The 22,581-nt window shown below is 68.9% G+C and carries 26 protein-coding genes; 11 read left to right on the top strand and 15 right to left on the bottom strand.

What is annotated here, in order from left to right; translation table 11 throughout:
• Window positions 1-19 precede the first annotated feature (19 nt).
• Together ACSC1W_RS01580 and ACSC1W_RS01575 are read right to left on the bottom strand one after the other, a co-directional pair.
• On the bottom strand, window positions 20-724 hold the full coding sequence (locus ACSC1W_RS01580) for a DICT sensory domain-containing protein (RefSeq protein WP_435344808.1): 705 nt from the start codon (window positions 722-724) through the stop codon (window positions 20-22).
• A 64-nt stretch (window positions 725-788) separates the two neighbouring features.
• The gene (locus ACSC1W_RS01575) at window positions 789-1,193 is read right to left on the bottom strand and encodes a DUF7344 domain-containing protein (protein WP_435344806.1); all 405 of its coding nucleotides are present in this window, start codon (window positions 1,191-1,193) and stop codon (window positions 789-791) included.
• Between the two features lie 270 nt (window positions 1,194-1,463).
• Between ACSC1W_RS01575 and ACSC1W_RS01570 the strand changes: the two genes are divergently transcribed.
• Entirely contained in the window at window positions 1,464-2,180 is a 717-nt protein-coding gene (locus ACSC1W_RS01570) for a helix-turn-helix domain-containing protein (RefSeq protein ID WP_435344804.1), read from the top strand.
• A gap of 24 nt (window positions 2,181-2,204) precedes the next feature.
• Here ACSC1W_RS01570 and ACSC1W_RS01565 read toward each other — a convergent pair whose 3' ends face one another.
• The 10 genes from ACSC1W_RS01565 to ACSC1W_RS01520 form a co-directional block, all read right to left on the bottom strand.
• Window positions 2,205-2,960, bottom strand: a complete 756-nt coding sequence (locus ACSC1W_RS01565; protein ID WP_435344802.1) for an ABC transporter ATP-binding protein — start codon at window positions 2,958-2,960, stop codon at window positions 2,205-2,207.
• Window positions 2,957-3,706: an ABC transporter ATP-binding protein gene (locus tag ACSC1W_RS01560; protein WP_435344800.1), complete on the bottom strand. Its 750-nt coding sequence runs from the start codon at window positions 3,704-3,706 to the stop codon at window positions 2,957-2,959. The genes ACSC1W_RS01565 and ACSC1W_RS01560 overlap by 4 nt, the downstream gene beginning before the upstream one ends.
• A 1-nt stretch (window position 3,707) precedes the next feature.
• Window positions 3,708-4,865 (bottom strand): branched-chain amino acid ABC transporter permease, encoded by a 1,158-nt coding sequence (locus tag ACSC1W_RS01555; RefSeq protein WP_435344798.1) that lies wholly within the window; start codon window positions 4,863-4,865, stop codon window positions 3,708-3,710.
• Window positions 4,862-5,800: a branched-chain amino acid ABC transporter permease gene (locus ACSC1W_RS01550; RefSeq protein WP_435344797.1), complete on the bottom strand. Its 939-nt coding sequence runs from the start codon at window positions 5,798-5,800 to the stop codon at window positions 4,862-4,864. Before ACSC1W_RS01550 ends, ACSC1W_RS01555 begins: the two co-directional genes overlap by 4 nt.
• A 68-nt stretch (window positions 5,801-5,868) precedes the next feature.
• Window positions 5,869-7,209 (bottom strand): ABC transporter substrate-binding protein, encoded by a 1,341-nt coding sequence (locus ACSC1W_RS01545; protein ID WP_435344795.1) that lies wholly within the window; start codon window positions 7,207-7,209, stop codon window positions 5,869-5,871.
• A gap of 145 nt (window positions 7,210-7,354) precedes the next feature.
• Complete coding sequence (locus ACSC1W_RS01540) at window positions 7,355-7,915, bottom strand: DUF8054 family protein (RefSeq protein ID WP_435344793.1); 561 nt, start codon at window positions 7,913-7,915, stop codon at window positions 7,355-7,357.
• The gene (locus ACSC1W_RS01535) at window positions 7,912-8,685 is read right to left on the bottom strand and encodes a nucleotide-binding protein (RefSeq protein WP_435344791.1); all 774 of its coding nucleotides are present in this window, start codon (window positions 8,683-8,685) and stop codon (window positions 7,912-7,914) included. Before ACSC1W_RS01535 ends, ACSC1W_RS01540 begins: the two co-directional genes overlap by 4 nt.
• A 211-nt stretch (window positions 8,686-8,896) precedes the next feature.
• Entirely contained in the window at window positions 8,897-9,619 is a 723-nt protein-coding gene (locus ACSC1W_RS01530) for a methyltransferase domain-containing protein (RefSeq protein ID WP_435344789.1), read from the bottom strand.
• A complete protein-coding gene (locus ACSC1W_RS01525; protein WP_435344787.1) occupies window positions 9,616-9,993 on the bottom strand; it encodes a nascent polypeptide-associated complex protein in 378 nt (125 codons plus the stop codon). The genes ACSC1W_RS01530 and ACSC1W_RS01525 overlap by 4 nt, the downstream gene beginning before the upstream one ends.
• 69 nt (window positions 9,994-10,062) lie before the next feature.
• Window positions 10,063-10,539, bottom strand: coding sequence for a PUA domain-containing protein (locus tag ACSC1W_RS01520; RefSeq protein ID WP_435344786.1), 477 nt, complete (start codon window positions 10,537-10,539; stop codon window positions 10,063-10,065).
• 181 nt (window positions 10,540-10,720) lie between these two features.
• Here ACSC1W_RS01520 and ACSC1W_RS01515 point away from each other — a divergent pair, with 181 nt between their 5' ends.
• Complete coding sequence (locus ACSC1W_RS01515) at window positions 10,721-10,897, top strand: hypothetical protein (RefSeq protein WP_435344784.1); 177 nt, start codon at window positions 10,721-10,723, stop codon at window positions 10,895-10,897.
• 30 nt (window positions 10,898-10,927) lie between these two features.
• Here the strand turns inward: ACSC1W_RS01515 and ACSC1W_RS01510 are convergent, their stop codons facing one another.
• Both ACSC1W_RS01510 and ACSC1W_RS01505 read right to left on the bottom strand, forming a co-directional pair.
• Window positions 10,928-11,425 carry a LabA-like NYN domain-containing protein gene (locus ACSC1W_RS01510; RefSeq protein WP_435344783.1) on the bottom strand — a complete coding sequence of 166 codons (498 nt, stop codon included), beginning with the start codon at window positions 11,423-11,425 and terminating at the stop codon, window positions 10,928-10,930.
• A gap of 155 nt (window positions 11,426-11,580) precedes the next feature.
• On the bottom strand, window positions 11,581-12,411 hold the full coding sequence (locus tag ACSC1W_RS01505) for a M48 family metallopeptidase (protein ID WP_435344782.1): 831 nt from the start codon (window positions 12,409-12,411) through the stop codon (window positions 11,581-11,583).
• Between the two features lie 323 nt (window positions 12,412-12,734).
• On the opposite strand from ACSC1W_RS01505, the gene dapA reads away from it, so the two are divergent.
• Genes dapA through ACSC1W_RS01475 form a run of 6 tightly spaced genes read left to right on the top strand, consistent with a single transcriptional unit; the run spans window position 12,735 to window position 18,557 of the window.
• Window positions 12,735-13,658, top strand: coding sequence for a 4-hydroxy-tetrahydrodipicolinate synthase (gene dapA / locus ACSC1W_RS01500; RefSeq protein ID WP_435344780.1), 924 nt, complete (start codon window positions 12,735-12,737; stop codon window positions 13,656-13,658).
• Complete coding sequence (gene dapB, locus ACSC1W_RS01495; protein ID WP_435344779.1) at window positions 13,658-14,419, top strand: 4-hydroxy-tetrahydrodipicolinate reductase; 762 nt, start codon at window positions 13,658-13,660, stop codon at window positions 14,417-14,419. Before dapA ends, dapB begins: the two co-directional genes overlap by 1 nt.
• 55 nt (window positions 14,420-14,474) lie before the next feature.
• Window positions 14,475-15,302 carry a 2,3,4,5-tetrahydropyridine-2,6-dicarboxylate N-succinyltransferase gene (locus tag ACSC1W_RS01490; RefSeq protein ID WP_435344777.1) on the top strand — a complete coding sequence of 276 codons (828 nt, stop codon included), beginning with the start codon at window positions 14,475-14,477 and terminating at the stop codon, window positions 15,300-15,302.
• Window positions 15,299-16,597, top strand: coding sequence for a diaminopimelate decarboxylase (gene lysA / locus ACSC1W_RS01485; RefSeq protein ID WP_435344775.1), 1,299 nt, complete (start codon window positions 15,299-15,301; stop codon window positions 16,595-16,597). Before ACSC1W_RS01490 ends, lysA begins: the two co-directional genes overlap by 4 nt.
• Window positions 16,594-17,472 (top strand): diaminopimelate epimerase, encoded by an 879-nt coding sequence (gene dapF / locus ACSC1W_RS01480; protein WP_435344773.1) that lies wholly within the window; start codon window positions 16,594-16,596, stop codon window positions 17,470-17,472. Before lysA ends, dapF begins: the two co-directional genes overlap by 4 nt.
• Window positions 17,457-18,557, top strand: a complete 1,101-nt coding sequence (locus tag ACSC1W_RS01475) for a M20 family metallopeptidase (RefSeq protein ID WP_435344771.1) — start codon at window positions 17,457-17,459, stop codon at window positions 18,555-18,557. Before dapF ends, ACSC1W_RS01475 begins: the two co-directional genes overlap by 16 nt.
• A gap of 47 nt (window positions 18,558-18,604) precedes the next feature.
• Here ACSC1W_RS01475 and ACSC1W_RS01470 read toward each other — a convergent pair whose 3' ends face one another.
• Window positions 18,605-19,861 carry a PKD domain-containing protein gene (locus ACSC1W_RS01470; protein ID WP_435344769.1) on the bottom strand — a complete coding sequence of 419 codons (1,257 nt, stop codon included), beginning with the start codon at window positions 19,859-19,861 and terminating at the stop codon, window positions 18,605-18,607.
• 300 nt (window positions 19,862-20,161) lie between these two features.
• Between ACSC1W_RS01470 and ACSC1W_RS01465 the strand changes: the two genes are divergently transcribed.
• The 3 genes from ACSC1W_RS01465 to ACSC1W_RS01455 are packed head-to-tail and all read left to right on the top strand — an operon-like array spanning window position 20,162 to window position 22,548.
• Window positions 20,162-21,130: an ABC transporter ATP-binding protein gene (locus tag ACSC1W_RS01465; protein WP_435344768.1), complete on the top strand. Its 969-nt coding sequence runs from the start codon at window positions 20,162-20,164 to the stop codon at window positions 21,128-21,130.
• The gene (locus tag ACSC1W_RS01460; protein ID WP_435344767.1) at window positions 21,123-21,911 is read left to right on the top strand and encodes an ABC transporter permease subunit; all 789 of its coding nucleotides are present in this window, start codon (window positions 21,123-21,125) and stop codon (window positions 21,909-21,911) included. Before ACSC1W_RS01465 ends, ACSC1W_RS01460 begins: the two co-directional genes overlap by 8 nt.
• A gap of 37 nt (window positions 21,912-21,948) precedes the next feature.
• The gene (locus tag ACSC1W_RS01455; RefSeq protein WP_435344766.1) at window positions 21,949-22,548 is read left to right on the top strand and encodes a TetR/AcrR family transcriptional regulator; all 600 of its coding nucleotides are present in this window, start codon (window positions 21,949-21,951) and stop codon (window positions 22,546-22,548) included.
• Window positions 22,549-22,581 lie beyond the last annotated feature (33 nt).

Genomic DNA, 22,581 nt, shown 5'->3' with positions numbered 1-22,581 from the left:
GGTTGCCAGCGCGACGGGGTCACGCCAGCGACTCGACCACGGTGTCGACGACCCGCGGTTCCCGCGACCAGACCCCGAAGTACTCGCCCGGTTCGTACTCCTCCGCGACCAGCGCGAACGCCCGGTCGGGGTCGCCGCCCCCGTCGAAGGCGAGGAACCAGTACCGACCGATCTCCTCGGCCGGTTCCGTGTGGAGCGTCAGCGGCCAGTCCGAGACGTCGACGGTCGTGGCCCCCCGACGGAAGTAGACGTGGACGTCGAGGTCGGTCTCCTCGGCCAGTCGCCGGTACGCCGGCAACTGGTCGTGGAACGCCGTCGCGGACTGGAACCCCACGCGGAGCGTCCCCGCCCCGGCCTGCCACGCGCGGTTCTCGAGTTCCCGGGTCACCGCGATGAGCAGTCGCCGGTCGAGCGAGGCGAAGACGGTGTCGTCGAACAACTGGACCACCTCGCGGTACCGCTCCGGAACCGCGTCGACGTTCGGGTACAGCCTGACCGGCGGGGAGAAGAACTTCTCGAGCGTCGTGCGGGAGACGGCCCCCCGGAAGCCGTCGACGCCGCGGACGACGACGAACTCGTCCGGCGTACCCGGTGGCAGGTCGCGGTACTCGACGGCGACGTTCCGCCCCACGAACAGGTCGTCGAGGTCCGTGCCGTCACGGCCGTAGACGACCACGGTCTGTTGCCGTCGCGTCGCCTCCTCGATGACGTCCCCGAGGCTCATCGGACGGTCTCACCTCGCGTGCCGGCGACAGTGGGCGGGGAGCGAGAGCGACGCATCGCGTCGGTCAGACCTGTGACGTCGCCTGGTCGTAGTCTATCGCCGTGTATATCACCTCGACCACGGCATCTGCCAGCGCCGCCCGTCGAATCTCCTCGGCGTCGTGGTCGTAGGTGAGCAGTCCTGCCTCGTCCAGCATCGGCAGGTGGACGTGGTGTAACTCCGTCTCGATGCGTTCTCGGTCGGACGGGGTGACGACGTCACCCTCCGACGCCGCCGACCAGCCGGCGAGGACGTCGGCCGCCTCGTCGAAGGACAGTTCGGGGTTCTCGAGGAGGTGTGCGAGGAGTCGGCGTCGTAACGTGCCGGCCAGCACGTGGTAGAGGTCGTCGGGCGGTGGCGTGACGACTACTTCCGACTTCGATTCGGACTCGTCCGTCGTGGAGTATCGATGGTGATTGTCCCGGGGCATCTCTGTAGTCACCACTGTTCCACTGTTAACGTATAACGCGGCGCGTAGTTACTCTATCCTATATTTCGACGGCGAATCGGCGGGCAACGAAGAATAGACAACAAGTTGTCTCGTCTCGGACGCCCCGTACCGACGACAGGAGGAGCGCTGGCCGGACGCCCCGCCGGCCGCGCTGGTGGCGCGAAATGTCGCAGCGCGTGTCCGGGGTGCGAGGGGCAGGCGGCGGGGAAACCTATTTCATCGTCGCACCGCATTTCCGAACGAACGTCCATGGAGAACATCCGTGTCGACATGCGGCAGTACGACTGTCCGTTCATCGATACGACGGACGACCACGACGTGTCCTTCTTCACGCACCAGTGGGACTTCGACGCCGCTAGCCGACAACTTGAGACGCGAATCATGGCCGACGGGGCCGACCGTGGCGCCCTCACGAACGGACTGGACGCGCTCCGCGAGCACCCGAACATGCACGAGTACACGCTCCTGTCCCGCCAGGACGACCGAGCGATGCTCCGGACGAACATCGCCGAGACCAACGCGATGCACGTCGTCCGCCAGAACGAGGGGTTCATCACCGGGCCGTTCCGCATCCGCGACGGGAGCGAGTACTGGCACCTCGGCTTCGACCGCGAGGGGAGGGCCAACGCCGCCCTCTCGGAACTCGAACGCGAGAACGACTTCTCCCTCGAGTCGCGGGACTCCATCGGCCTCGACGACTACCACGACGTGATGCAGAACCTGGACGTCGCCGCGAACTTCCTCGACACCTGCCATGGACTCTCGACCGTCGAGCGCCGCACGCTCCAGCGGGCCGTCGAGAACGACTACTTCGAGAACCCGCGGCAGGCCACGTTGCAGGACCTCGCGACGTCGTTCGAGATATCAGACACGGCCGTCTCGAAGAACCTGCGACGGGCCGAGCGGAAGGTCTTCAGCAGCGTCGTCGGGGCGCTGAACGACGTCGATACCGACGGGCCGGTCTGACACCGAGGACTCTGCCGGAGAGACTCACTCTCGCTCCGTCCCGCTTCCCTGCATAAGCTTCTGTATCTCCTCGTCGGCCACCAGCCGGTCCGGGTCGCCGGAGTCGACCACCGCACCACGCTCGAGGACGTACATGCGGTCCACGACCTCGGGGACGTGCGTGACGTTCGACTCCGCGACGAGGACCGCGATGCCGCGGTCGTTGATGTCGCTGATGTAGCCCTTCAGCTTCTGGACGACGATGGGCGCGAGGCCCTCCAGCGGTTCGTCGAGGATGAGCAGGTCCGGCTGGAGCGCGAGCGCCCGTCCGATGGCGGCCATCTTGGCCTGCCCACCGGAGAGGTTCTCGACCTTGGCGTCGCGCCGGTCCTCCAGTTCGTCGAACAGGTCGAAGACGGACTCGACGACTGCGTCCTCGTCGTCGATGCCGCGGTCCTCGCCGGCCGTCCAGATCGGCATCCGGACGTTCTCCTCGACGGTCATGCCGGTGAACAGCTTCCGGTCCTCGGGCTGGTAACCGATGCCCCGCCGCGGGACGAGTTCGGGGCGGATAGCGGTCAGTTCCTCGCTGCGGAACCGCACCGACCCGGACAGCACCTCGGTCAGACCCATGATGCCCCGGAACGTCGTCGTCTTGCCCGCACCGTTGCGGCCGACGAGACCGACCGCCTCGCCGGCCTCGACGGACAGCGAGACGCCCTCGGTCGCCTGGAACCCCTCGACTGCGGCGTCGAGGTCGGTGACCTCGAGGAGCGGGTCCTCGGGTTCGGAGGTGCTCACGTGTCCACCCCCAGCAGGAGGCTCCGGAGTTCGTCGTCCGTCTCCAGCATCTCCGGCGGGCCCTCGCCGTGGACCCTGCCCTGGTGCAGTGCGACGATTCGGTCGGCGTGTGAGCTGACGATGTCCATGTCGTGTTCGACGGTGACGGTCGTCACCGACTCCTCGCGGCTGACCTCGAGGATGGTCTCGATGACGTACTCGGTCTCCTGTGCAGACACCCCCGAGGTCGGTTCGTCGAGCAGGAGGTACTTCGGGTCGAGGGCGAACGACATCGCCACGTCGAGCAGTTTCCGGTCGCCGTGGGGGAGTTCCTCGGCGACGGCGTCCTCGACGTCGTCGAGCCTGAACTTCGCCAGCAGGTCGTCGACGTCCCGTTCGACGTCCTCGTGCTCGTCCGCCAGCGAGAAGAGACTCCGGGTGAGCCCCTCCCGCGAGAGGACCGCGGTCCGGACGTTCTCGCGGACGGTCATCTCCTCGAACACCTTGACGACCTGGAAACTCCGGACGAGTCCGGCGTGGACGCGCTCGTCGGGCGAGAGGTGGGTCACCGGCTCGCCGTCGAGGACGACCTCGCCCTCGTCGGGGTCGAGGAGGCCGGTGAGCAGGTTGACGAGCGTCGTCTTCCCGGCCCCGTTCGGGCCGACGATGAAGACGAGTTCTCCCTCCTCGCGCCCGAACTCCAGCGAGACGTCGTCGGTCGCGACCAGCGAGCCGAACTCCTTGTGGAGGTCCCGTGCTTCGAGCATCTCAGCTCACCCCGAAGACGAGTATCCGCAGTGCGGTTCCGGCCCTTCGAATCGCGTCCGAGAGCGTGCTCCGGGACTCGCCGGCCCAGTTCCCGACGACGCCGGGGTCTCGCCGGAGCGCGTCTATCGCCTCGCGGACCCTGCCGCCGCGCCGGAGCGACCCGACGATGCCCTCGGGGAAGCCGAAGACGAGGACGAGCAACACGACGCCCGTCAGCGCCTCGTAGTACGTCGTGAAGTCCTGCCCGACGTCCTGGACGAAGACGAGTGCGATGCCACCGACGAGCGGGCCGACGAGCGTGCGGAACCCGCCGAGGATGGCCATGAACAGGATGTCCCCCGAGGTGAGGAAGTACAGCGTCCCCTCCGGCGAGACGTACTGCCTGATGACCGCGAACAGCGCACCCGCGATGCCGCCGTACACGCCGGAGATGACGAACGCCACCCAGATGTACCGCTGGACGGGCAGGCCGATGAACTCGGCCCGGGTTCGTTGCTGGCCGACCGCGTCCAGCGCGTATCGGAACGGCGACTGGACGATTCGGTACATCAAGGCCAGCGCGAGCAACAGCAGGACGACCGAGAGGTAGTACATCAGGATGGAGTACACCTCCGGTTCGAACGCCACGCCGCCGAGCAACGGCACGCCAGACTCGCCCGGCCGCACCGACAGGCCGTCGGTCCCGCCGAGCAACTCGTTCTGCTTGACGACGATGGCGTACAGCAGTTGGCCGAACGCCAGCGTCAGCAACGAGAAGTACAGTCCGGTGTGCCGGAGCGAGAGCGCGCCGAGGACCGCCGCCATCAGCGTCGCGCCGAGGACGCCCGCGACGAGGAGCAACACGACGCTCGACACGTCGTACCGGGTCGCGAGGAACGCGGCGGTGTACGCGCCCGTCCCGAAGAAGGCGGCGTGGCCGAACGAGGCCAGTCGGGTGTGCCTGAGCAGCAGGTTCAGCCCCACTGCGGCGAAGCCAAAGAGCAGGCCACGCTGGATGACGCCGAGTTGCACCTGGTCGGAGAAGCGCGCGACGTCCGGCACCGCCAGCAGCAGGGCGATGCCGACGACGAGCGCGGCCGTCCGACCCTTCGACAGCACCAGCCCCTTCATGATGCGGACGTGGGTCTCCCCGTCCCGTTCGACGAGTCCGGGGGTCATTCGACCTCACCCCAGCTCCCGAAGAGGCCCTCCGGTTTCACGAGCAGTATCAGCGCCATGATGGCGAACGGCGCGGCGATCTCGGCGGCCGGGTACTGCCAGGTCATCCACGTCCGGATGACGCCGACGAGTATCGCGCCGACGAACGCGCCCTTGAGGCTCCCGAGGCCGCCGATGACGATGACGACGAACGAGAGCACCAGCGGCGTCGTCCCCATGTCGAGGGTCGCCGCCGTCGAGGGGACGTGCATCGCGCCGGCGAACCCGGCGAGGAACGCCCCGAGGGTGAACACCAGCGTGAACGTCCGGTCCGTACTCACGCCGATGGCGGTCGCCATCTCGCGGTCGATGGCGGTCGCACGGATGACCCGGCCACTCTTCGAGCGCTCGAAGAACCAGAACAGCAGCGCGACCATCACGATGCCGACCGCGATGAGCAACAGGTTGTACGTCGGGAAGTTCAGTCCGACGATGGACGCGACGGCGATCTCGTTGACGCCGGTGTAGACGCCGTCGGTCCGGATGTTGGTCTCGCCCCAGATGAACGCCTTCAGGTCCAGGAGGACCAGCAACAGCGCGAACGTCAGCACGAGCTGGTACACCTGGTCGCGGTCGTAGATGGGTCTGAGGAACACCATCTCGAAGATGACGCCGACCGGGACGAGGGTGAGCGCCGCCACCAGCGCGGCGGCGACGATGCCGACGGCGAATATCGCGCCGGTGACCGGGTCCGACGGCACCGGCAACAGCCCGACCGCGTAGCCGAAGACGCCGACAGAGGCGTACGCGCCGAAGGCGTACAGTTCGCCGTGGGCGAGGTTCAGCACGTCGAGGATGCCCAGGATGACGGTCAGCCCGGACGCGATGAGGAACAGCACGAAGCCGTACTGGAGGCCGTTGAGTGTCTGGACGACGAACGCACCGGGGTCTACCATCGCGTGCGTTCACCCCGCGTGACAGACCGCGACCCGGTCGTCGTCTCGAAGCGTCCCCTCACGCTCGGTCACCCCCAGCCACTGATCCAGTCGGCCGAGGTCATCCCCGGCGGCGGCGCCGTCTCCGTGGCACTGTAGACGTTCACGTCCTCGAGCACCGCAGCACCGAGGTCGTCGTCGTACACCATCTCGCCGGCGAACGAGTTCGACTTGCCCTGGTGGCCCTGGGACATGTTGTGGTAGCCGGCGGGCGTGAAGAAGCCGTGGCCCTCCAGCATCTGTGCGATCTGGAGCTGGCTCGGGTACTCGCCGAGCAGGGTGATGGCCTTCTCGACGGCCGTCGCCCAGGCGGTCACCGCGCCGTACCCGCTCATGTAGTGTGCGGTCGGCACCGTGACGCCGTCCTGCTGGCTCGCCGCGTCGAACAGGGCCTGTCCCGGCGGCCAGTTGGCCGTCGAGGGCTCGTTCCAGTAGAAGTTCCGCGACCCCGAGTACACGTCGGCGTTGCGCAACGGTTCCGCGGGGACGTCCCCGGCAGCGCTGTAGAGGGTGGTCCCGACGACCGTCGTGTTCTCGAACATGTTGTTCGCGTTGGCCTGGCGCATGAACGTCGTCACGTCGCCGCCCCAGAGGCTGGAGAACGTCACGTCCGGTTGCTCGCTGTTGATGGCCGAGATGTGCGTCGACATGTCGCTCGCCCCGAGGTCCGGGAAGCCCTCGTAGACGACCTCCGCGCCGGTGAGCTTCTGGATGGCCGACGTGAACACCGCCATCTCGTCCTCGCCGAAGGAGTAGCCGGGGTTGATGCCAGCCACCGTGTTGATGTTGTCGGCGCCGATGCGCTCTACGGCCTCGCGGGCCATCGTCACGCACTCCATCACGTCGTAGTTCTGGAAGCGGAAGGAGTACGTCGGGTCCGTCACCGTCTCCTCGTACAGCGTCGTCACGGTACCGTCCGTGGAGACGTTGACGACCTCCGCCTGTTCGATCTCCGGCGCGATGGACTCGTGGGTCCCGCTGGAGATGGGCCCGAACGTCACGTCCTTGCCCTCCTCGATGAACTGGTTGTAGCTGTCGAGCGGTTCCGACCCCTCGTCCACCACGTCGAGCTGGACCTCGCGCTGGCCGGCGATGCCGCCGTTCTCGTTGATGCGCTGGACGGCGAGTTCAGCCCCGCGCTGGGCCTGGATGCCGAGGACGCCCGCCGCGCCCTTGGTGAAGGTCAACAGCCCGGCCGAGAGTGGTTCGGTGCCGACGTCGCCGCCACCGTCCTGTCCACCGTCGTCGCCGTCGTCGCCGCCGAGCAGCGCGCTACAGCCGGCGAGCGCCGCTGCCGCCGCGGTGCCACAGGCAGCCTGCAGCATCGTTCGTCGGTCGATACCGTCGTGGGAGTGTACGTCGTCAGTCATGCGTTTTCCCGTGCCCCGCCCATCCGTACCGCGTGGACGATTGTCACACCTTAGCTTACGCGGTTCCGGCGGTGTAGTAACCGAGGTTGATATCCGAACCTCCCCATCGACCGCCCGGGGTCTCGACCCGGGCGGGGCCGTCCCGTTACTCCTCCTCGGGGTCGACGAGCGCGTCCGACAGCCCCCAGGCGTCGGCCTTGCGCTCTGCCTCCGCACGGGCCTGCTCCCGGATGGCGTCGAGTCGGTCCTCGTCGGCCAGGAAGGCTTCGACCGGGTCGAGGGTGCCGTCGGCGTCGTCGCCGGTCAGTCGGTCCTCGGGGGCGACGTCGCGCGTCCGTGCGGCGAGGTCCGGGTCGTCGGCGAGTTGTTCGGCGGGGGACGCCGGCGGAATCGTCATCTCGTCGAGGGCGTGGACCGGGTCGAGCGCGCCGGCGGCGACGGCGTAGGTGTCCACGCTGACCGGCCCGGGCGTGACGAGGTCGGCCAGCGCGGACGGACCGCCACGGTCGGTGCCGGTGTGATACGCGAGGACCGGGACGCCGTCGTCGAGCGTGAGGACGCCCGCACCGTCGGTGCCGCCGAGTACGGTGTCGGCGGGTTCGAGGACGAGGTAGCCGGTGCGACGGTTCGCCAGTGCGTCGGCGAGTGCGCCCGCAGGCGTGTCCGCGGTCCGCGAGCGGACGAGGTCGCCGCGGGGGAGCATCATGGCTGGTCGGGGACGACGGCGCTCCGGAACCGGTCCGCCACGTCGCCCGGGTCCTCGTGGCGCACGTCGATGCCGGCGGCGGCCTCCCGGAAGGCACTGGCGGCCGGCGAGTCCGGGGCGTGTGCGAGCAGTGGTTCGCCGGCGCTGCGTGCCGACCGGGCCGCGTCGGAGTCCGGCACGCTCGCGAGTACCGGGCCGTCGAAGTAGCGGTCGGTCCGGTCGGCGATGCGTTCGACCGGGTCGCCGTCGTGGACCTTGTTGAACACGACGCCCGCGCCGTCGGTGCCGTAGGCCCGGGCGTACTCCTGGACCTTCAGTCCGTCCGAGAGCGCGGGAATCGTCGGCTGGAGGACGACGACCAGTCGGTCGGCGAGCACGATGGGGAGGACGGCGCTCACGCTTCCCAGGGCCGCGGGCGAGTCGAGCAACAGGACGTCGGCGTCGGCCGCGAGGTCGGCCACCACGTCGCGCAGTCGTCTCGGGTCGGCATCGCGGAAGTCTGCCAGCGACGTCCCACAGGGAACCACGTCCATGCCGAAGCGGTGGTACACCGCGTCGTCGACCGTCACGTCGGCCTCGCCCAGCAACAGGTCGTGGAGCGTGACCGGCGCGTCGGCCAGGCCGGCGTGAAAGAGCAGGTTCGCCATCCCGGTGTCCGCGTCGACGACGGTCACGTCGTAGCGCTCGGCCAGCGCCATCCCGAGCGCCAGCGTCGCCGTCGTCTTGCCAGTCCCGCCTTTCCCGCTCGCGACGGCGACTGCTTCGACCATACGACGGCCTGCCACTCGTCGATACTAAGTCTTTCCGTGCGCCATCGCCGTGTAAAAAAACGGGGTGGGTGTGCTGCCATCCAAGGTCGAGCGTGTGACTGGCTACGACTGACCAGGACACGCCCCCAACCGGTTCAGGGGAGGCGACCGGCAGTAGTAACTCTTGTGGCCGAACCGACAGGAATCGCCGGGGCTTCGGTCGAACCGAACGTCAGTCCCTGCGCGCGAACGTCAGGTAACCGGTGTGGCCGACCCCCCGGGTCGACGGCCGCGACCCCCGGTCGTCGAAGTCCATCTCGCGCTGGATGGTCTCGTAGGTCCTGACGTTCGAGAGGCCGGCCTCCCGGGCGGCGAGTGCGGCCTCGCGCGTCTGCTCGACGAACGGTGCGTAGACGGCGAGGAAGCCACCGCTGGTGAGCAGGTCCGGTGCGCGGGCCGCGACGGTGGCGGCGTCGCCGGTGTCGAGCGTGACGACGTCGAACCGCCCGAGGTCGTCGAGGTGGTTCGTCAGGTCGCCGGTGCGGACGTCGACGCGGTCGTCGAGGCCGGCGAGGCGCATGTTCTCGCGTGCGACGTCGGCGAAGTCGGGGTCGCGCTCGAACGTCGTGACGGTGGCGCCGGCGTGGGCGAGGTAGGCGGCGAGGACGCCGGTGCCGGTGCCGGCGTCGAGCACCCGGTCGCCCTCGCCGACGCCCGTCTCGCCGACGACGAGTCCGACGTCCCGCGGCATCATCGGTGCGCCGGTGCGCTCGAAGTGGTTGAAGAAGTCGGGTCCGCGGAGCGCGCGGACGTGGAACGGTTCGCCGAGATGGGTCTCCAGCGTCGTCCCCGGGGTGACGTCCTCGGGCACGTCGAGGACGCCGAGGTCCGTCTGGAGTTCGTCGCCGGGTGCGACGAGGTACTCCCTGTCCTCGTGGACGAGCAGGACGCTCACTCTAGCTGTGAGACCGCGGCGGCGAGGTCGCCGTCGTTGGCCTTCAGGGCGGCACGAGCCTCGTCCTCGCGTGCGCCGGTGCGGGCGACGACGATGTCGACGTCGTCCTGGGGTATCTCGTCGTCGTCCGCCTCGTCCTCGTCGGTGCCGGCGGGGAGTTCGCCGCGGTCGCGCTCCTCGGGTTCGCCGACTATCTGGTAGGTCTCCTGCCCGCGGGCGTCCATCTTCGTGACCTCGGCGTTCTCGAAGACGAGGTCGTGGTCCGCGGTCCGGATGACGACCTCCTCGGCATCGATCTCGGTGACGTCGATGCCCATCTGCTTCATCATCTGCTTCATCTTGCGTGGGTTCAGTCCGCCGCCTCCTCCAAACATGCCCGGAAGGTCTCGTCCTGACGGCAAAAGCATGACGAACTGCGGGCCGGCAGAGCGATGCGGCCCTCGTCAGTCGCCCGCACCGCTCCGGACGAAGACGGCCATGCCGGTGTCGAACGCCAGCATCGACTCGGCGTCGAGTTCGGCCCGCCCGACCGCGAGCAACGACCCGTCGTCGTGGACGACCGCCACCTCGTCGCCGGGACGGACCGCCGGGTCGACCGCCTGGACGAACTTCGCGAAGACGTTCTTGCCGTCGCGGACGAACGGTTCGCTCTCGTCGCCGACGACGACCCGGACGCTCGGAGCGTCGAGGGCGTCGAGCAGGCGACGACCGCCCGCGAGGCCGAGCGTGAACCGGCCGTCGACGGTGTGACTGACCAGTCGCTTCCCGTCGGCGAGCACCTGTTCCGGCCGACCGGACGTGGTCCGTCGCACCGTCAGGTCGTCCGAGGCCGGGAACAGCGCCGCGCCGGCACCCTGCCCGAACTGGTAGTCCGCGAGCGTCCGCAGGGCCGGGGTGTCCTTGCTGGCGTCGTCGGTCATGTCCGGTCGTTGCCCGGCGGCGAATAAACGCGTGTCGGACCGTACGCGCCCCCAGGGGCCGGTCCGTGGACGAGTCCGGTTCGACCCCACCCCGTCACCGTGTTGCATGGGTATCGGTAGCATTATTCTCACCCGGAACCAAGAGAAACTTATATGCACAGGCTCTCTATGTATCCATACAATGGATACTACAAAGATCACGCTCGGGGCAGCGCTCATCTTCGTGAGCTCTGCCATCCTGCTGCTGCTCGGCACAGCCGGGACCATGATCCCGATGTTCGCGGGCGGTGTGGCGTCGCTCACCATGGCTGTCGGCGCGCTGCTCGTCGGGACGTCCGAGGACGGCCGCCCAGTCTAGACGAACGCTCTCTCTCTCCGGCCGATTCTCCTACAGTAGAAACGTCTCCGGGCGTTCCGACAGGTCGATGAACCGGTCGGCCGCCTCGACGAGTTCGTCCGCGGTCGAGTTCTCGAAGCTCATCACCTCCACGCGCACGCCCTCGTGGCGCAGGTGCGAGCAGAGTCGCGAGAAGTCCCCGTCGCCGGTACAGAGTATCATCGTGTCGATGTGGTCGGCGAGCGTCACCGCGTCGAGACTCATCCCGACGTCCCAGTCGGCCTTCTGCGACCCGTCCGCGAACGTCTTGATGTCCTTTATCTTCGGCTCGAACCCGATCTCCTCCAGAGCGTCGAAGAAGCTCTCCTCGTCGGGCGAGTCTGCCCTGATGACGTAGGCGATGGCCCGCGTCAGTTCGCGACCCTGGACGCCCTTCTCGAGCAACGCCGAGTAGTCGATGTTCCGCGTGTAGATGCTCTGTGCGCTATGGTAGAGGTTCTGCGCGTCGACGAGCATGGCGACGCGCTGGCCCGGATGAATCTCGGTCATACCCGAGCATGGTACCCACTGCCTGAAAGCCCTTTACCTCCCGTCGCAGCGCGGTCCAATCGCGCCGTGAATCGAGAGACGACGGGATGAAGAGACGCACAGTCGCCCGGGCGGGCGGGAGCCGAGTCCCGCTCCGCCCGGTCGCGGCAGACGAACTACCCCTGCAGTCGCGCGATGCGCTCCTCGACGGGCGGGTGGGTCGCGAAGACCCGCCGGAGCAGGCTCTTCTCGCTGTCGAAGATGCACAGTGCGGCGGTCCCGTTGTCTATCCTGGTGTCCTCGACGCGCTCGCTGCTCGCCTGGATCTTCCGCAGGGCGCTCGCGAGGGGGTCGCCGCTCCCGACGTACCGGCGCGCGTCGGCGTCGGCGACGTACTCCCGGTAGCGCGAGATGGCGAGGACGAACACCATCACGAACAACTGGGCGAGGGTGCCGGCGACCCAGCCCAGTATCCAGTCGACGATGGCGTTGTCGCCGGCGAGGATGACGACCCACTGGACGGCGATGCCGACCATGGCGGCGATGGACTGGCCGAGCACCATCGTCACCACGTCGCGGTTCTTGATGTGCGCGAGTTCGTGTGCGATGACTGCCTCGACCTCGTCGGGGTCGAGCACCTGGAGCAGTTCGGCCGAGACGACGACGACGCCAGCACCCTTGCGCCCGGTGGCGAAGGCGTTGGGCACGCCCATCCGGGCGACCTTCAGGTCCGGTTTCTCGATGTCCATCTCCGCCGAGAGGTCCTCGACCATGCGGTGTATCTCGCGGAACTCCTCCTCGGGCATGTCCTGTGCCCCGACGCTCCTGAGCGCGCTCCACTTGCCGAGTTTGTACTGCACGCCGACGAACAGGAGCATCCCGACGGCGACGAACGGCCAGACGCCGGTGCCGAACACGCTGAGCGCGACCAGCGCGAGTGCCGAGTAGAACCCGAACAGGACGGTGCCGACGGCGACCATCCGGAGCTTGAGGCCTGTGTGTCGCATGGCGGGCAGTAACGGAGCCGGCGGTTTAAAACCATTCACGAGGTACCGAGGGTCGACGGGCGTGTCAATCACACCCGTGTGACCACCCGTGGACCGGGGCACGTTCTGCGCTCGGCGCAAGGATTATACGTTTACGGAACCGTTTCCCGTGTGATGACCGACGCCGCTCCGACCTGGGTCCGCCCCGTCGTGAGCGGCGAGTTTGGGTTTACAGGGAAAAAATTCACACGGTAAGCGCTCGGTGCGGGCGTGGCGACCCCGTTCCGGGTGCACTCGATTTCTGACCGTGTGACGACTTCCGACCGACCGAACCCAACACCCAGATGACAGACATCGACTTCAGTGGCGTCTACCCCGCCATCACGACACCGTTCCACGAGGACGGCAGCATCGACTTCGAGAACCTGCGCGAGAACGTCCACCGCCTCGAGACCGCCGGCGTCGACGGCATCGTCCCCGTCGGTTCGACCGGCGAATCGGCGACCCTCAGCCACGACGAACACATAGAGGTCGTCGAGACCGTCGTCGACGCCGTCGAGGGGGTCCCCGTCGTCGCCGGGTCGGGGAGCAACAACACCGCCGAGGCGCTCTCGCTCTCGCGGCGCTCGGTCGAGGCCGGTGCGGACGGCCTGTTACTCATCTCGCCGTACTACAACAAGCCCGAACCGGCGGGCATGCTCGACTACTTCCGGACCGTCGCCGACGAGGTGGACGTCCCACAGGTCGTCTACGACGTGCCCTCGCGCACCGGGCGGCAGGTCGAGGTGGACACCGTCGTCGAACTCGCGGCCCACGAGAACGTCGCGGCGTTCAAGGCGGCGAACGGCGACCTCGGCGCGATCAGCGAGGTCGTCGAACGGACCCGGGACGAGGACTTCGCCGTCCTCTCCGGCGACGACGGCCTGACCCTGCCGACCTGCTCCGTCGGCGGCGTCGGCACCATCTCCGTTGCGGCCAACGTCGAACCCGAACGGACCTGCGCGCTGGTCGGCGCGGCCCTGGCCGGCGACTACGAACGGGCCCGCGCGCTCCACCACGAACTCGGCCCGCTCTTTCGCGCGTTGTTCTGGGAGACCAACCCCATCCCGGTCAAGGAGGCGATGCGCATCCGTGGCTACGGCCCGGCGCACCTGCGCTCGCCGCTGTCCCGTCTCTCCGAGGAGTACGTCGAACCGCTGGCCGACGTGCTCGCCGCGCTCGAGGAGGACGCCGACTACGACGACGAACTCGCGGAGGTGAGTCGCTGATGCGACTGGCCGTCACGGGTGCGACCGGCCGGATGGGTGGCGACGTGCTCGCGGCGGCGGTCGACCGTGGTGTCGACGTGGTCGCCGCGGTCGCACGCGACCCGGACGGCCCGGTCGCCGGCCAGCAGGTCGACCCGGCCGCCGACCTGCCGACCCTGCTCGCCGAGCGCGACCCCGACGTCCTCGTCGACTTCACCGCGCCGGACGCGACGGCCGACTACGCCGCCGCCTGCGCCGAGGCCGGCGTCGCACTCGTGACGGGCACCACCGGACTCGGCGACGACCACCGGGAGGCGCTGACCGCGGCGAGTGCGTCCGTTCCGGTGCTCCACGCCGCGAACTTCTCGAAGGGCGTCGCCGTCCTGCGCCGACTCGTCGGCGAGGCCGCCGGCGCGCTCGCGGACTACGACGTCGAACTCGTCGAGGCCCACCACAGCGGCAAGACCGACGCACCCTCGGGCACCGCCCTCGACCTGCTCGACGCAGTCGACGAGGTCCGGGGGGAGTCACCCCGCGTCCACGGCCGCGTCGGCGACGCCCCGCGGACCGAGGGCGAGGTCGGCGTCCACGCCGTCCGGGCGGGCGACGTCACCGGCGTCCACGAGGTGTGGCTGGCCGGCGACCGCGAGGAACTGCGACTGACCCACCGTGCCGAATCTCGCCGGGTGTTCGCCGAGGGCGCACTCGACGCGGCGACGTGGCTGACGGGACGCGACCCGGGACGCTACGAGTTCGCCGACGTGCTGGGGGTGGTCGCGTGAGCGAGCGTCGCGAGCGAACGCGAGTACACTGGGGCGAAGCCCCAGGGGTGGTCGCGTGACCCTCGAAACCGACGTGACCGCCCTGTGGCGGCGCCACGAGGCCGGCGACCTCGACGTCGCCGACGCGGACGCCCACGGCGTCCTCGACGAACTGCTCGACGCGCTCGAATCCGGCGACGTGTGCGCTGCCGAGAAGCGCGACGGGTCCTGGGAGGCGAACGAGTGGGTCAAGCAGGGCGTCCTGCTGACGTTCGTCCTCAACGACATCTCGACGTACGACTACGGCGGCGTCACCTACAACGACGTCCTCCCGCTGCAGGACACGAGCGACTTCGGCGCGCGTGGCAGTCGGAACACGCCCGACGGCACCGTCGTCAGGCCCGGCGCACACGTCGGTTCTGACTGCATCCTGATGTCGCCCTCGTTCGTCAACATCGGCGCCCACGTCGGCGACGGCACGCTCGTCGACTCCTGTGACACCGTCGGCTCCTGCGCCCAGATAGGCGCCGACGTCAAGCTCGGCGCGAACACGCTCGTCGGCGGCGTCCTCGAACCCGTCGAGGGCGCGCCGGTCGTCGTCGAGGACGGCGTCTCCCTCGGCGCTGGCTGCCGGGTCACCTCGGGCTTCGTCGTCGGCGAGAACACGGTCGTCGGCGAGAACACCCTGCTGACCCCGCGCATCCCCGTCTACGACCTCGTCGAAGAGGAAATCCTGTACGGGGAACTGCCGCCGGAGCGCCGGGCGTTCCAGCGCTTCGTCGAGTCCTCGCTCGGCGAGCACGACCTCATCGAGGGCGGTGCGTACAAGCCCGCCGTCGTGGCGACCGGCCTCGAGGCCGAGACGCTCGAGGCGACCCAGCGCGAGGAGGTGCTGCGCGAATGAACGGCGAGGTCGCGCGGGACGTCGACAGCGCGGTGCCGTCGGCCGAGGGTCCCGCCGCCGACGGCGGCCCCGCCGTCCGACGGCTGTCCGACTGGGACGCGGACGTGCTGTGCGACCTCGTCGCCGACTTCGGCAGTCCGCTGTACGTCCTCGACCTCGACCGGGTGCGCGAGAACTACCGTCGCCTCGCGTCGGCGTTCGAGGACGCCGACGTGTACTACGCCGCGAAGGCGAACGCGCTCGGACGCGCGCTGGCTGCACTCGCCGACGAGGGTGCGGGCGTCGAGTGTGCGAGCGCGGGCGAGACCGTCCGCGCCCTCGACGCCGGCGTCCCGGCCGACCGCGTCCAGTACACCGCCGTCAACCCGCCCGCCGGCGACCTCGACACGGCCGTCCAGCTGTGGGCCGACTACCCCGACCTGACGGTCACCGCCGGCGCAGCGGACACGCTCGACCGGCTGGAGGCGCGGGGCTACGACGGACGGCTCTGCCTGCGCGTCACGCCCGGCGTCGGCGCGGGCCACCACGAGAAGGTTCGCACCGGCGGCGACGCCACGTTCGGCGTGCCCTACGACCGGGCCGTCGACGTGCTGGCCGACGCGGCCGAGCGCGGGTTCGACGTCGTCGGCGTCCACGCACACGCCGGGTCGGGCATCTCGGACGAGGACGACCTCGCGGCCCACCGCGAACTCGTCGCCCGGATGGGCGACCTCGCCCGGGACGCGCCCGTCGACCTCGAGTTCGTCGACGTCGGCGGGGGCTTCGGCGTCCCCTACCGCGAGGACGAACCGGCGCTCGACGTGGCGGCTGTCGCCGAGGCGACCGCGGACGCGGTCGGCGGCCTCGGCGGGGCGACGCTCCGGGTCGAACCCGGGCGCTACCTCGTCGCCGACGCCGGCGTCCTCCTCGCCACGGTCAACACCGTCAAGGAGACGTCGGACACGGTCGTCACCGGCGTCGACGCGGGGATGACGACGCTCGCCCGCCCCGCGATGTACGACGCCTACCACGCGATACGGAGCTGCTCCGCGTCGGACCGCGAGACGGTCCCACAGACCGTCGCCGGCCCGATATGCGAGAGTTCGGACACGTTCTGTACGGACCGCCCGCTCCCTGCCCCGGAGCGCGGCGACGTGCTCGCCGTCGGCAACGCCGGCGCGTACGGCTACGAGATGGCGAGTCACTACAACTCCCGGCCGCGACCAGCCACGGTCTCCGTCGCGGCCGGCGAAGCGAGACTCGCGCGACGGCGCGAGACCCTCGCAGACGTTACGAGACCGGAGGTACCAGAATGAGCATCTCACAACGACACGTACGATACGGCAAGTACCACGGCACTGGCAACGACTTCATCGTCGTCGACGCGGACGAGTACGTCCCGGACCGGGCGGCGTTCGCCCGCTACCACTGCGACCGAACCGACGGCATCGACAGCGACGACGGGCGCACGGGCGCCGACGGCGTGCTGTTCCTCGCCCTGGAGGAGAAGTACCACCCGCCGCGGGTGATCATGACGCTCGTCCAGCCCGACGGCTCGACCGCCGAGATGTGCGGGAACGGCGCACGCGTCGCCGCCGAGTGGGCGATGGCACGCACCGACGCGACCGAGGTCATGATAGACACGCAGGCCGGCACCCGCCACGCCTCCCGCGTCGAGGACGACGGCGACGAGCAGGTCGCCATCGAGATGGGCGAACCCTCCTTCGCACCCGAGGTCGTCCCGCTGGACCGCGACGAACCGCTCGTCGAGGGCGACCTCGGCGGCTACGCCGTCACGGGCATCAACACTGGCGTCCCCCACGCCGTCATCTTCGTCGAGGACGTCGAGGCCGTCGACATCGACGAGGACGCACCACCCATCCGGCACCACGACGTCTTTCCGGAGGGCGCGAACGTCACGTTCGCGTCACCTACCGACGACGGCTACGACCAGCGCACGTTCGAGCGCGGCGTCGAGGGCGAGACCCTCTCGTGTGGCACCGGCGCGGTCGCCATCGCGGCCGTCGCGGCCCACCTCGACCGGACCGACGACGACGTGGTCCGCGTCTCTCCGCCGGGCGGCACCCTGCGGGTCGAGGTATCCGACGACGGCCCGGCCGTCCTGCACGGGCCGGTCGCACACGAGTTCGACGGCGAGGTGCCCGTGACGCCGCCGTGGACCTCGCCGTGACCGGGTTCGACCCGGTCGACTTCCTGGACCGGGCGGTCCGGGTCGAGTCCCACGAGGACGTCTCCGAGATGCGGACGCTCCTCGTGGAGACGCTGACCGCCCACGGCGTCGACGCGACGGTCGACGACGCGGGCAACACGCTGGCGACGCGCGGGTCGGGGCACCCGCACGTCGTACTGAACACGCACATCGACACCGTCCCGCCACACGTCCCGTACGGACGCGACGACGACGCTGGCGAGGCCGGCGTCGTCCGCGGCCGTGGCTCCTGTGACGCGAAGGGGCCGCTGGCCGCCCTGCTGGCGGCGTTTCTCGCGGTCGACCCCGGCGACGGCCGGGTCACGCTCGCCGTGACGCCCGACGAGGAGACGCTCTCGACGGGCGCGTTCGCGCTCTCGCTCGACGCCGACGCCTACGTCGTCGGCGAACCGACCGACCTCGACGTCTGCACCGCCGCGAAGGGCCGGTTCGAGGGCACCGTGACGCTCACGGGTGCGAACGCACACGCCGCCGAACCGGACTCGGGCGTCAACGCGGTCCGTGCGCTCCGGGAGGTGTTCGACGCGCTCGACGACTTCGACGACCGGGCGGACGCCCCGCCGGCACACCCGCAACTCGGCGCGGCGACGCTCACCCCGACGATGGTCGAGGGTGGCACCGCCTCGAACCAGGTGCCGGCCGCGTGCCGACTCGTCGTCGACCGGCGGTCGGTGCCGCCGGAGACGGCCGAAAGCTTCCACGCCGCGCTGACCGACCAGCTACGGACCTACGTCGCCGACGAGGTGGGCGTCGCGTTCGAGTTCACCGAGCGCGAGACGCCGTTCCTCGAGGCGTGGGCGACGGACGAGGACGCCGCCGTGGTCCGGGCGATGCTGGAGGCCGGTGCGGGTGCGGTCCGTCCCTTCACCGCAGCGACGGAGGCGTCGTACTTCGCCGACGACGCCCCGACGGTCATGTTCGGTCCGGGCGTCCTCGCCGACGACGAGGGTGCCGTCGCACACGCGCCGCGGGAGTACGTCGACCTCGCACAGGTCCGGCGTGCGGCGGACGTGGTGACCTCTGCACTGGCGTCGCTCCTCGGCTGAGTGCGCGAAAGAAGTCGGAACCGTCCGTCCGCGGGGACCGCAGGTGGTTACTGCTCGATAGACCGGAGGGCGAACAACGCCGCCGCGACGAGGGCGACGAGCGCGGCGCCGACGCCGAAGCCGGGCGTCGGGCCACCGTCGGTGGGCGTTCCGGTCCCGTCACCGGGGCCGGTCGTCTCGTCCGTCATCGGCTGGTCGTCCGTGCCGTCGTCGGTCACCGGCCCGGCCGTCGTTCCGTCGGTCGTTCCGTTACCCGGGTTGGAGGGGTTGTCGCCCGGTTGCGACTGGTTCATCACGCTGATTATCTCGCTGAAGGACGCCTCGTCACCGCTGTCGCTGATGGCCGTGACTGTCACCCCCTTGAGACCGGTACTCTCGAACTCGTGGGTTATCGACCCCTCGGAGGTCGTATCGTCGACCTGGCCGTCACCGTTCCAGTCCCACTCGTAGGAGGTGATGGACCCGTTCGGGGCCGTCGCGTTCACCTGGAAGCGCACGCTCGTGCCCTCCTGGAGGCGCTCGTGCTCCATCGTCATGAGCATCGAGGTGCCGTCGTCGGGACAGCCACCGGGGAGGATCTGGATGGGTTCGCTCATGTCGAGTTGCTGCATCCCACCGGCACCGGACCGGACGTACCAGCCCTTGGTGCGGTTCTCTCCGCGGGCGTACCCCCAGGAGTTCCACTTGTCGGCCGCCTCGTTGAACCCTGCCTCGATGGTGATGGCGGACTGCTCGTCCGGCATCTCTGCGCTGGTCGAGTCGTTCGTCGTGGTCCCGTCGGTCGTCGTGTCCGTCGACGTGTCGGTCACGCCGGTGCCGACGTCGATACCGCGGAACGCACCTCCGTCACCGCGTCCGTCGGACCACTTCCAGTCGATGCTGGCCACGGTGCCGTTCTCGAAGTAGTCGAAGTTGTCGTCGCGGGCCGCGTACGCCTCGTCCTCGACGACCCACTCCCCGCTCTCGGGGAGGCCGGAGATGTCGTAGGTGACGGTGCCACCGTGTGGCTCGCCGAGCTTGTCCTGCAGGAAGACGATGCTCGTTCCCTCCGCACCGTCGTAGAACAGGATGACCGAGCCCTGGTTCACCTGCAGGTCGCGGGTGCCGTAGGACCCCCACAGCTCACCCGACGGGGTGGTGTTCGGGGTCCGGTAGTCGTAGAACTCGGAGACGTTCGTCGTTCCGTCACCGTACGGGGTCACCTCCCAGCACTGGTCGCCCTGGGCGACGCCGATGGTGGACCCTGGAGGGGCACTGCTGGTCGCGGCACCGGCCGTCCCGGCGGTCGCGACAGAGAGTATCATCAGACACACTAGTCCAAGCGACACGAACCGACGTGTCGCCGTGAGGCTTCTCGGGAACATCTGAATCTGGTTACTGTGACCGGTGGGTTTGTTATCACCACGTTACTGCAGTAGGACGTTCGTAAACGGGGGGTGTGACGGGGCGTGCGCTCGGTCCTTGGGCGGTCGAAGATGGCTCGAAAACGCCGGGAGAGACGCCGAACGGTTCGAAGTAAGCCGTACCGTGAGTCGCATCGTCCGCGATTACTCGTGAATCGATGATGGAAACGTTCATGAGTTCACGGTTCGTCGGTCGGGACGATGAGCACCGCCATCGAGGTCGACGGACTGACGAAGAATTACGGTGAAGTCCTCGCCAACGACGACGTGACGTTCGCCGTCGACGAGGGCGAGGTGTTCGGCTACCTGGGGCCGAACGGGGCCGGGAAGACGACCACCATCCGGACGCTGATGGGGTTCCAGTCGCCGACGGCCGGGACCGCCACGCTCCTCGACGCGGACGTCCGCGACGAGGACGCGCTGGTCGAGGCGAAGCGACGGATCGGCTACCTCCCCGCGAACCCCGGGTTCGACGAGCAGGTGACCGGGGACGAGGTCCTCGACCTCCACGCCGCCGTCAAGGGCCAGTCCCGCCGGGCGGAGCTACTGGACCTGTTCGACGTCCCCGTCGAGCGCACGATACGGGGCTACTCGACCGGTCAGAAGCAAAAGCTCGGACTCGTCCAGGCGTTCATGCACGACCCGGACCTCGTCGTGATGGACGAACCCACGTCGGGGCTGGACCCCCTCGTCCAGCAGCGGTTCAACGACTTCGTCAGGAACGAGAAAGAGCGCGGCACGACCGTCTTCCTCTCCTCGCACGTCCTGAGCGAGGTCCGACAGATCTGCGACCGGGTCGGCATCATCCGGGACGGCGAGATAGTCACCGTCGAGCGCGTCTCGGACCTCCTCGGGCGGTCCGGCAAGTCCGTCCTCGTCCGCGTCGCCGACGAGGTCGAGGCGTCCGCGGTGACGCTCGACGGCGTCCACGACCTCTCCGTGCGAGCCGTCGAGGGAAGGTCGAGCGAGTCCCTCGTCGGCGCCGGCGGTGGCGGTGGCGGTACCAGAGACGGCGCCACCGCGAGTGCGACGGAACTCGCGTTCACCTACACCGGCGACGTGAACGACCTCGTCGCGTTCGTCTCGGGACTCGACCTGCTCGAACTCGAATTGGAGGAGGCACCCCTCGAAGACGTGTTCATGCGGTTCTACGGTGACGACGATGTTTGAGATAGCACGCTACGACGGTCGGAAACGGGTCAGGGGAGCGCTCGCCATGTCGGTCGGCATCTCCCTGTTGACTGCACTGTACGTCGTGATGTTCCCCTCCATCACGGAGTCCGCGAACCTCGACGAACTGATCGCGAGTTACCCGCCAGCGCTGCGGGAGGCCTTCGGCATCCGGACGATGAACACCATCGAGGGCTTCCTCGCGACCGAACTCTACGCGTTCGCGTGGGTCATCCTGCTCGGCCTGTACTTCGCGTACGCGGCAGCGAGCCTCGTCGCGGCCGAGGTCGAGACCGGCCACATGGACATGACCCTCTCGATGCCGGTCTCCCGGCGCACGGTGCTGCTGGAGAAGTTCGCGTCGCTCGGGGTCCCCCTGGTCGTCGCGAACGTCGTCCTGCCCGTCGTCGTCTTCGTGACGACGTTCCTCGTCGGCGAGGACGTCTCGATGGCCAACGTCGTCGCGGCCCACCTGCTGTCGATACCGTACCTGCTGACGTGTGCCGGCGTCGGCGTGGTCGCCTCCGTCGTGTTCGACCGTGCCTCGGTCGCCCAGCGCGTCGCCGTCGGCGTCCTCTTCGGCCTGTTCCTCGTGGACTCGGTGGTCGCGACGACCGACTTCTCCGCGCTGGGCCTGCTCGCACCGATGCACTACTACGAACCGAGCGCGATCCTCGTCGACGGCATCTACGACGTCGAGGCCGCCGGCATCCTGCTCGCCGCGAGCGCCGTCCTCGTCGGGGGCAGCATGGAGTACTTCCGACGGAAGGACATCTCGTGAGCGCACCACTCCAGTCGACGGCCGGAGGGCCGGGTCGATGAGCGGTGGATTCAGCGACGAGGAGCGCGAGCGAATCCGCGAGCGACTGGTCGCCGAGGGCCGCGACCTGTTCGCACGCTACGGCATGCAGAAGACGACCATCGCCGACCTCACGGACCCGGTCGGCATCGCCGACGGCACGTTCTACCGCTTCTTCGACTCGAAGGAGGCCCTCTACGTCGAGATACTCGAACGCGAGGGCGAGGCGATGCTCCCCGACCTCCTCGAACCCTTCGAGGAGCACGACGACCCGGAGACGACCATCGTCGCCTTCCTCACCCGGTTGATGGACGAGATAGAGACGAACCCGCTGGTGCGGCGACTGCTGGTCGACCCGTCGGAGTTGCAGCGCCTCCGGGACCACCACACCGAGGAGGAACTCCGGGCGGACCGCGAGGAGTCGCTCGCGTACTTCCTGCCCTACGTCGAGGCGTGGTACGAGGCCGGCGAGGTCGACGGACCGAACCCGAAGGTCGTCGCCAGCGCCATCCGGGCGGTCTCGTTCCTCACGCTCCACCGGGAGGACATCGGGGAGGACCTCTACCCCGAGACCCGGGACCTCGTCGTCCGGGCGGTGGCGAGGGGGCTGACCACGTAACGGTCCTACCAGCGTTCACAGAGGTCGAAGAAC

The sequence above is a fragment of the Haloarchaeobius marinus genome (assembly GCF_051207415.1).
Lineage (GTDB): Archaea > Halobacteriota > Halobacteria > Halobacteriales > Natrialbaceae > Haloarchaeobius.
Note: the sequence above shows the minus strand (reverse complement) of the source record. Positions and strands in the feature narration are given on the sequence as shown.

Bases quoted from the DNA above. Each gene is read 5' to 3' on its own strand.
- ACSC1W_RS01580 (WP_435344808.1), bottom strand. From the start codon at position 724: ATGAGCCTCGGGGACGTCATCGAGGAGGCGACGCGACGGCAACAGACC.
- ACSC1W_RS01575 (WP_435344806.1), bottom strand. From the start codon at position 1,193: ATGCCCCGGGACAATCACCATCGATACTCCACGACGGACGAGTCCGAA.
- ACSC1W_RS01570 (WP_435344804.1), top strand. From the start codon at position 1,464: ATGGAGAACATCCGTGTCGACATGCGGCAGTACGACTGTCCGTTCATC.
- ACSC1W_RS01560 (WP_435344800.1), bottom strand. From the start codon at position 3,706: ATGCTCGAAGCACGGGACCTCCACAAGGAGTTCGGCTCGCTGGTCGCG.
- ACSC1W_RS01555 (WP_435344798.1), bottom strand. From the start codon at position 4,865: ATGACCCCCGGACTCGTCGAACGGGACGGGGAGACCCACGTCCGCATC.
- ACSC1W_RS01550 (WP_435344797.1), bottom strand. From the start codon at position 5,800: ATGGTAGACCCCGGTGCGTTCGTCGTCCAGACACTCAACGGCCTCCAG.
- ACSC1W_RS01545 (WP_435344795.1), bottom strand. From the start codon at position 7,209: ATGACTGACGACGTACACTCCCACGACGGTATCGACCGACGAACGATG.
- ACSC1W_RS01540 (WP_435344793.1), bottom strand. From the start codon at position 7,915: ATGATGCTCCCCCGCGGCGACCTCGTCCGCTCGCGGACCGCGGACACG.
- ACSC1W_RS01535 (WP_435344791.1), bottom strand. From the start codon at position 8,685: ATGGTCGAAGCAGTCGCCGTCGCGAGCGGGAAAGGCGGGACTGGCAAG.
- ACSC1W_RS01525 (WP_435344787.1), bottom strand. From the start codon at position 9,993: ATGTTTGGAGGAGGCGGCGGACTGAACCCACGCAAGATGAAGCAGATG.
- ACSC1W_RS01520 (WP_435344786.1), bottom strand. From the start codon at position 10,539: ATGACCGACGACGCCAGCAAGGACACCCCGGCCCTGCGGACGCTCGCG.
- ACSC1W_RS01515 (WP_435344784.1), top strand. From the start codon at position 10,721: ATGGATACTACAAAGATCACGCTCGGGGCAGCGCTCATCTTCGTGAGC.
- ACSC1W_RS01510 (WP_435344783.1), bottom strand. From the start codon at position 11,425: ATGACCGAGATTCATCCGGGCCAGCGCGTCGCCATGCTCGTCGACGCG.
- ACSC1W_RS01505 (WP_435344782.1), bottom strand. From the start codon at position 12,411: ATGCGACACACAGGCCTCAAGCTCCGGATGGTCGCCGTCGGCACCGTC.
- dapA (WP_435344780.1), top strand. From the start codon at position 12,735: ATGACAGACATCGACTTCAGTGGCGTCTACCCCGCCATCACGACACCG.
- dapB (WP_435344779.1), top strand. From the start codon at position 13,658: ATGCGACTGGCCGTCACGGGTGCGACCGGCCGGATGGGTGGCGACGTG.
- lysA (WP_435344775.1), top strand. From the start codon at position 15,299: ATGAACGGCGAGGTCGCGCGGGACGTCGACAGCGCGGTGCCGTCGGCC.
- dapF (WP_435344773.1), top strand. From the start codon at position 16,594: ATGAGCATCTCACAACGACACGTACGATACGGCAAGTACCACGGCACT.
- ACSC1W_RS01470 (WP_435344769.1), bottom strand. From the start codon at position 19,861: ATGATACTCTCTGTCGCGACCGCCGGGACGGCCGGTGCCGCGACCAGC.
- ACSC1W_RS01465 (WP_435344768.1), top strand. From the start codon at position 20,162: ATGAGCACCGCCATCGAGGTCGACGGACTGACGAAGAATTACGGTGAA.
- ACSC1W_RS01460 (WP_435344767.1), top strand. From the start codon at position 21,123: ATGTTTGAGATAGCACGCTACGACGGTCGGAAACGGGTCAGGGGAGCG.
- ACSC1W_RS01455 (WP_435344766.1), top strand. From the start codon at position 21,949: ATGAGCGGTGGATTCAGCGACGAGGAGCGCGAGCGAATCCGCGAGCGA.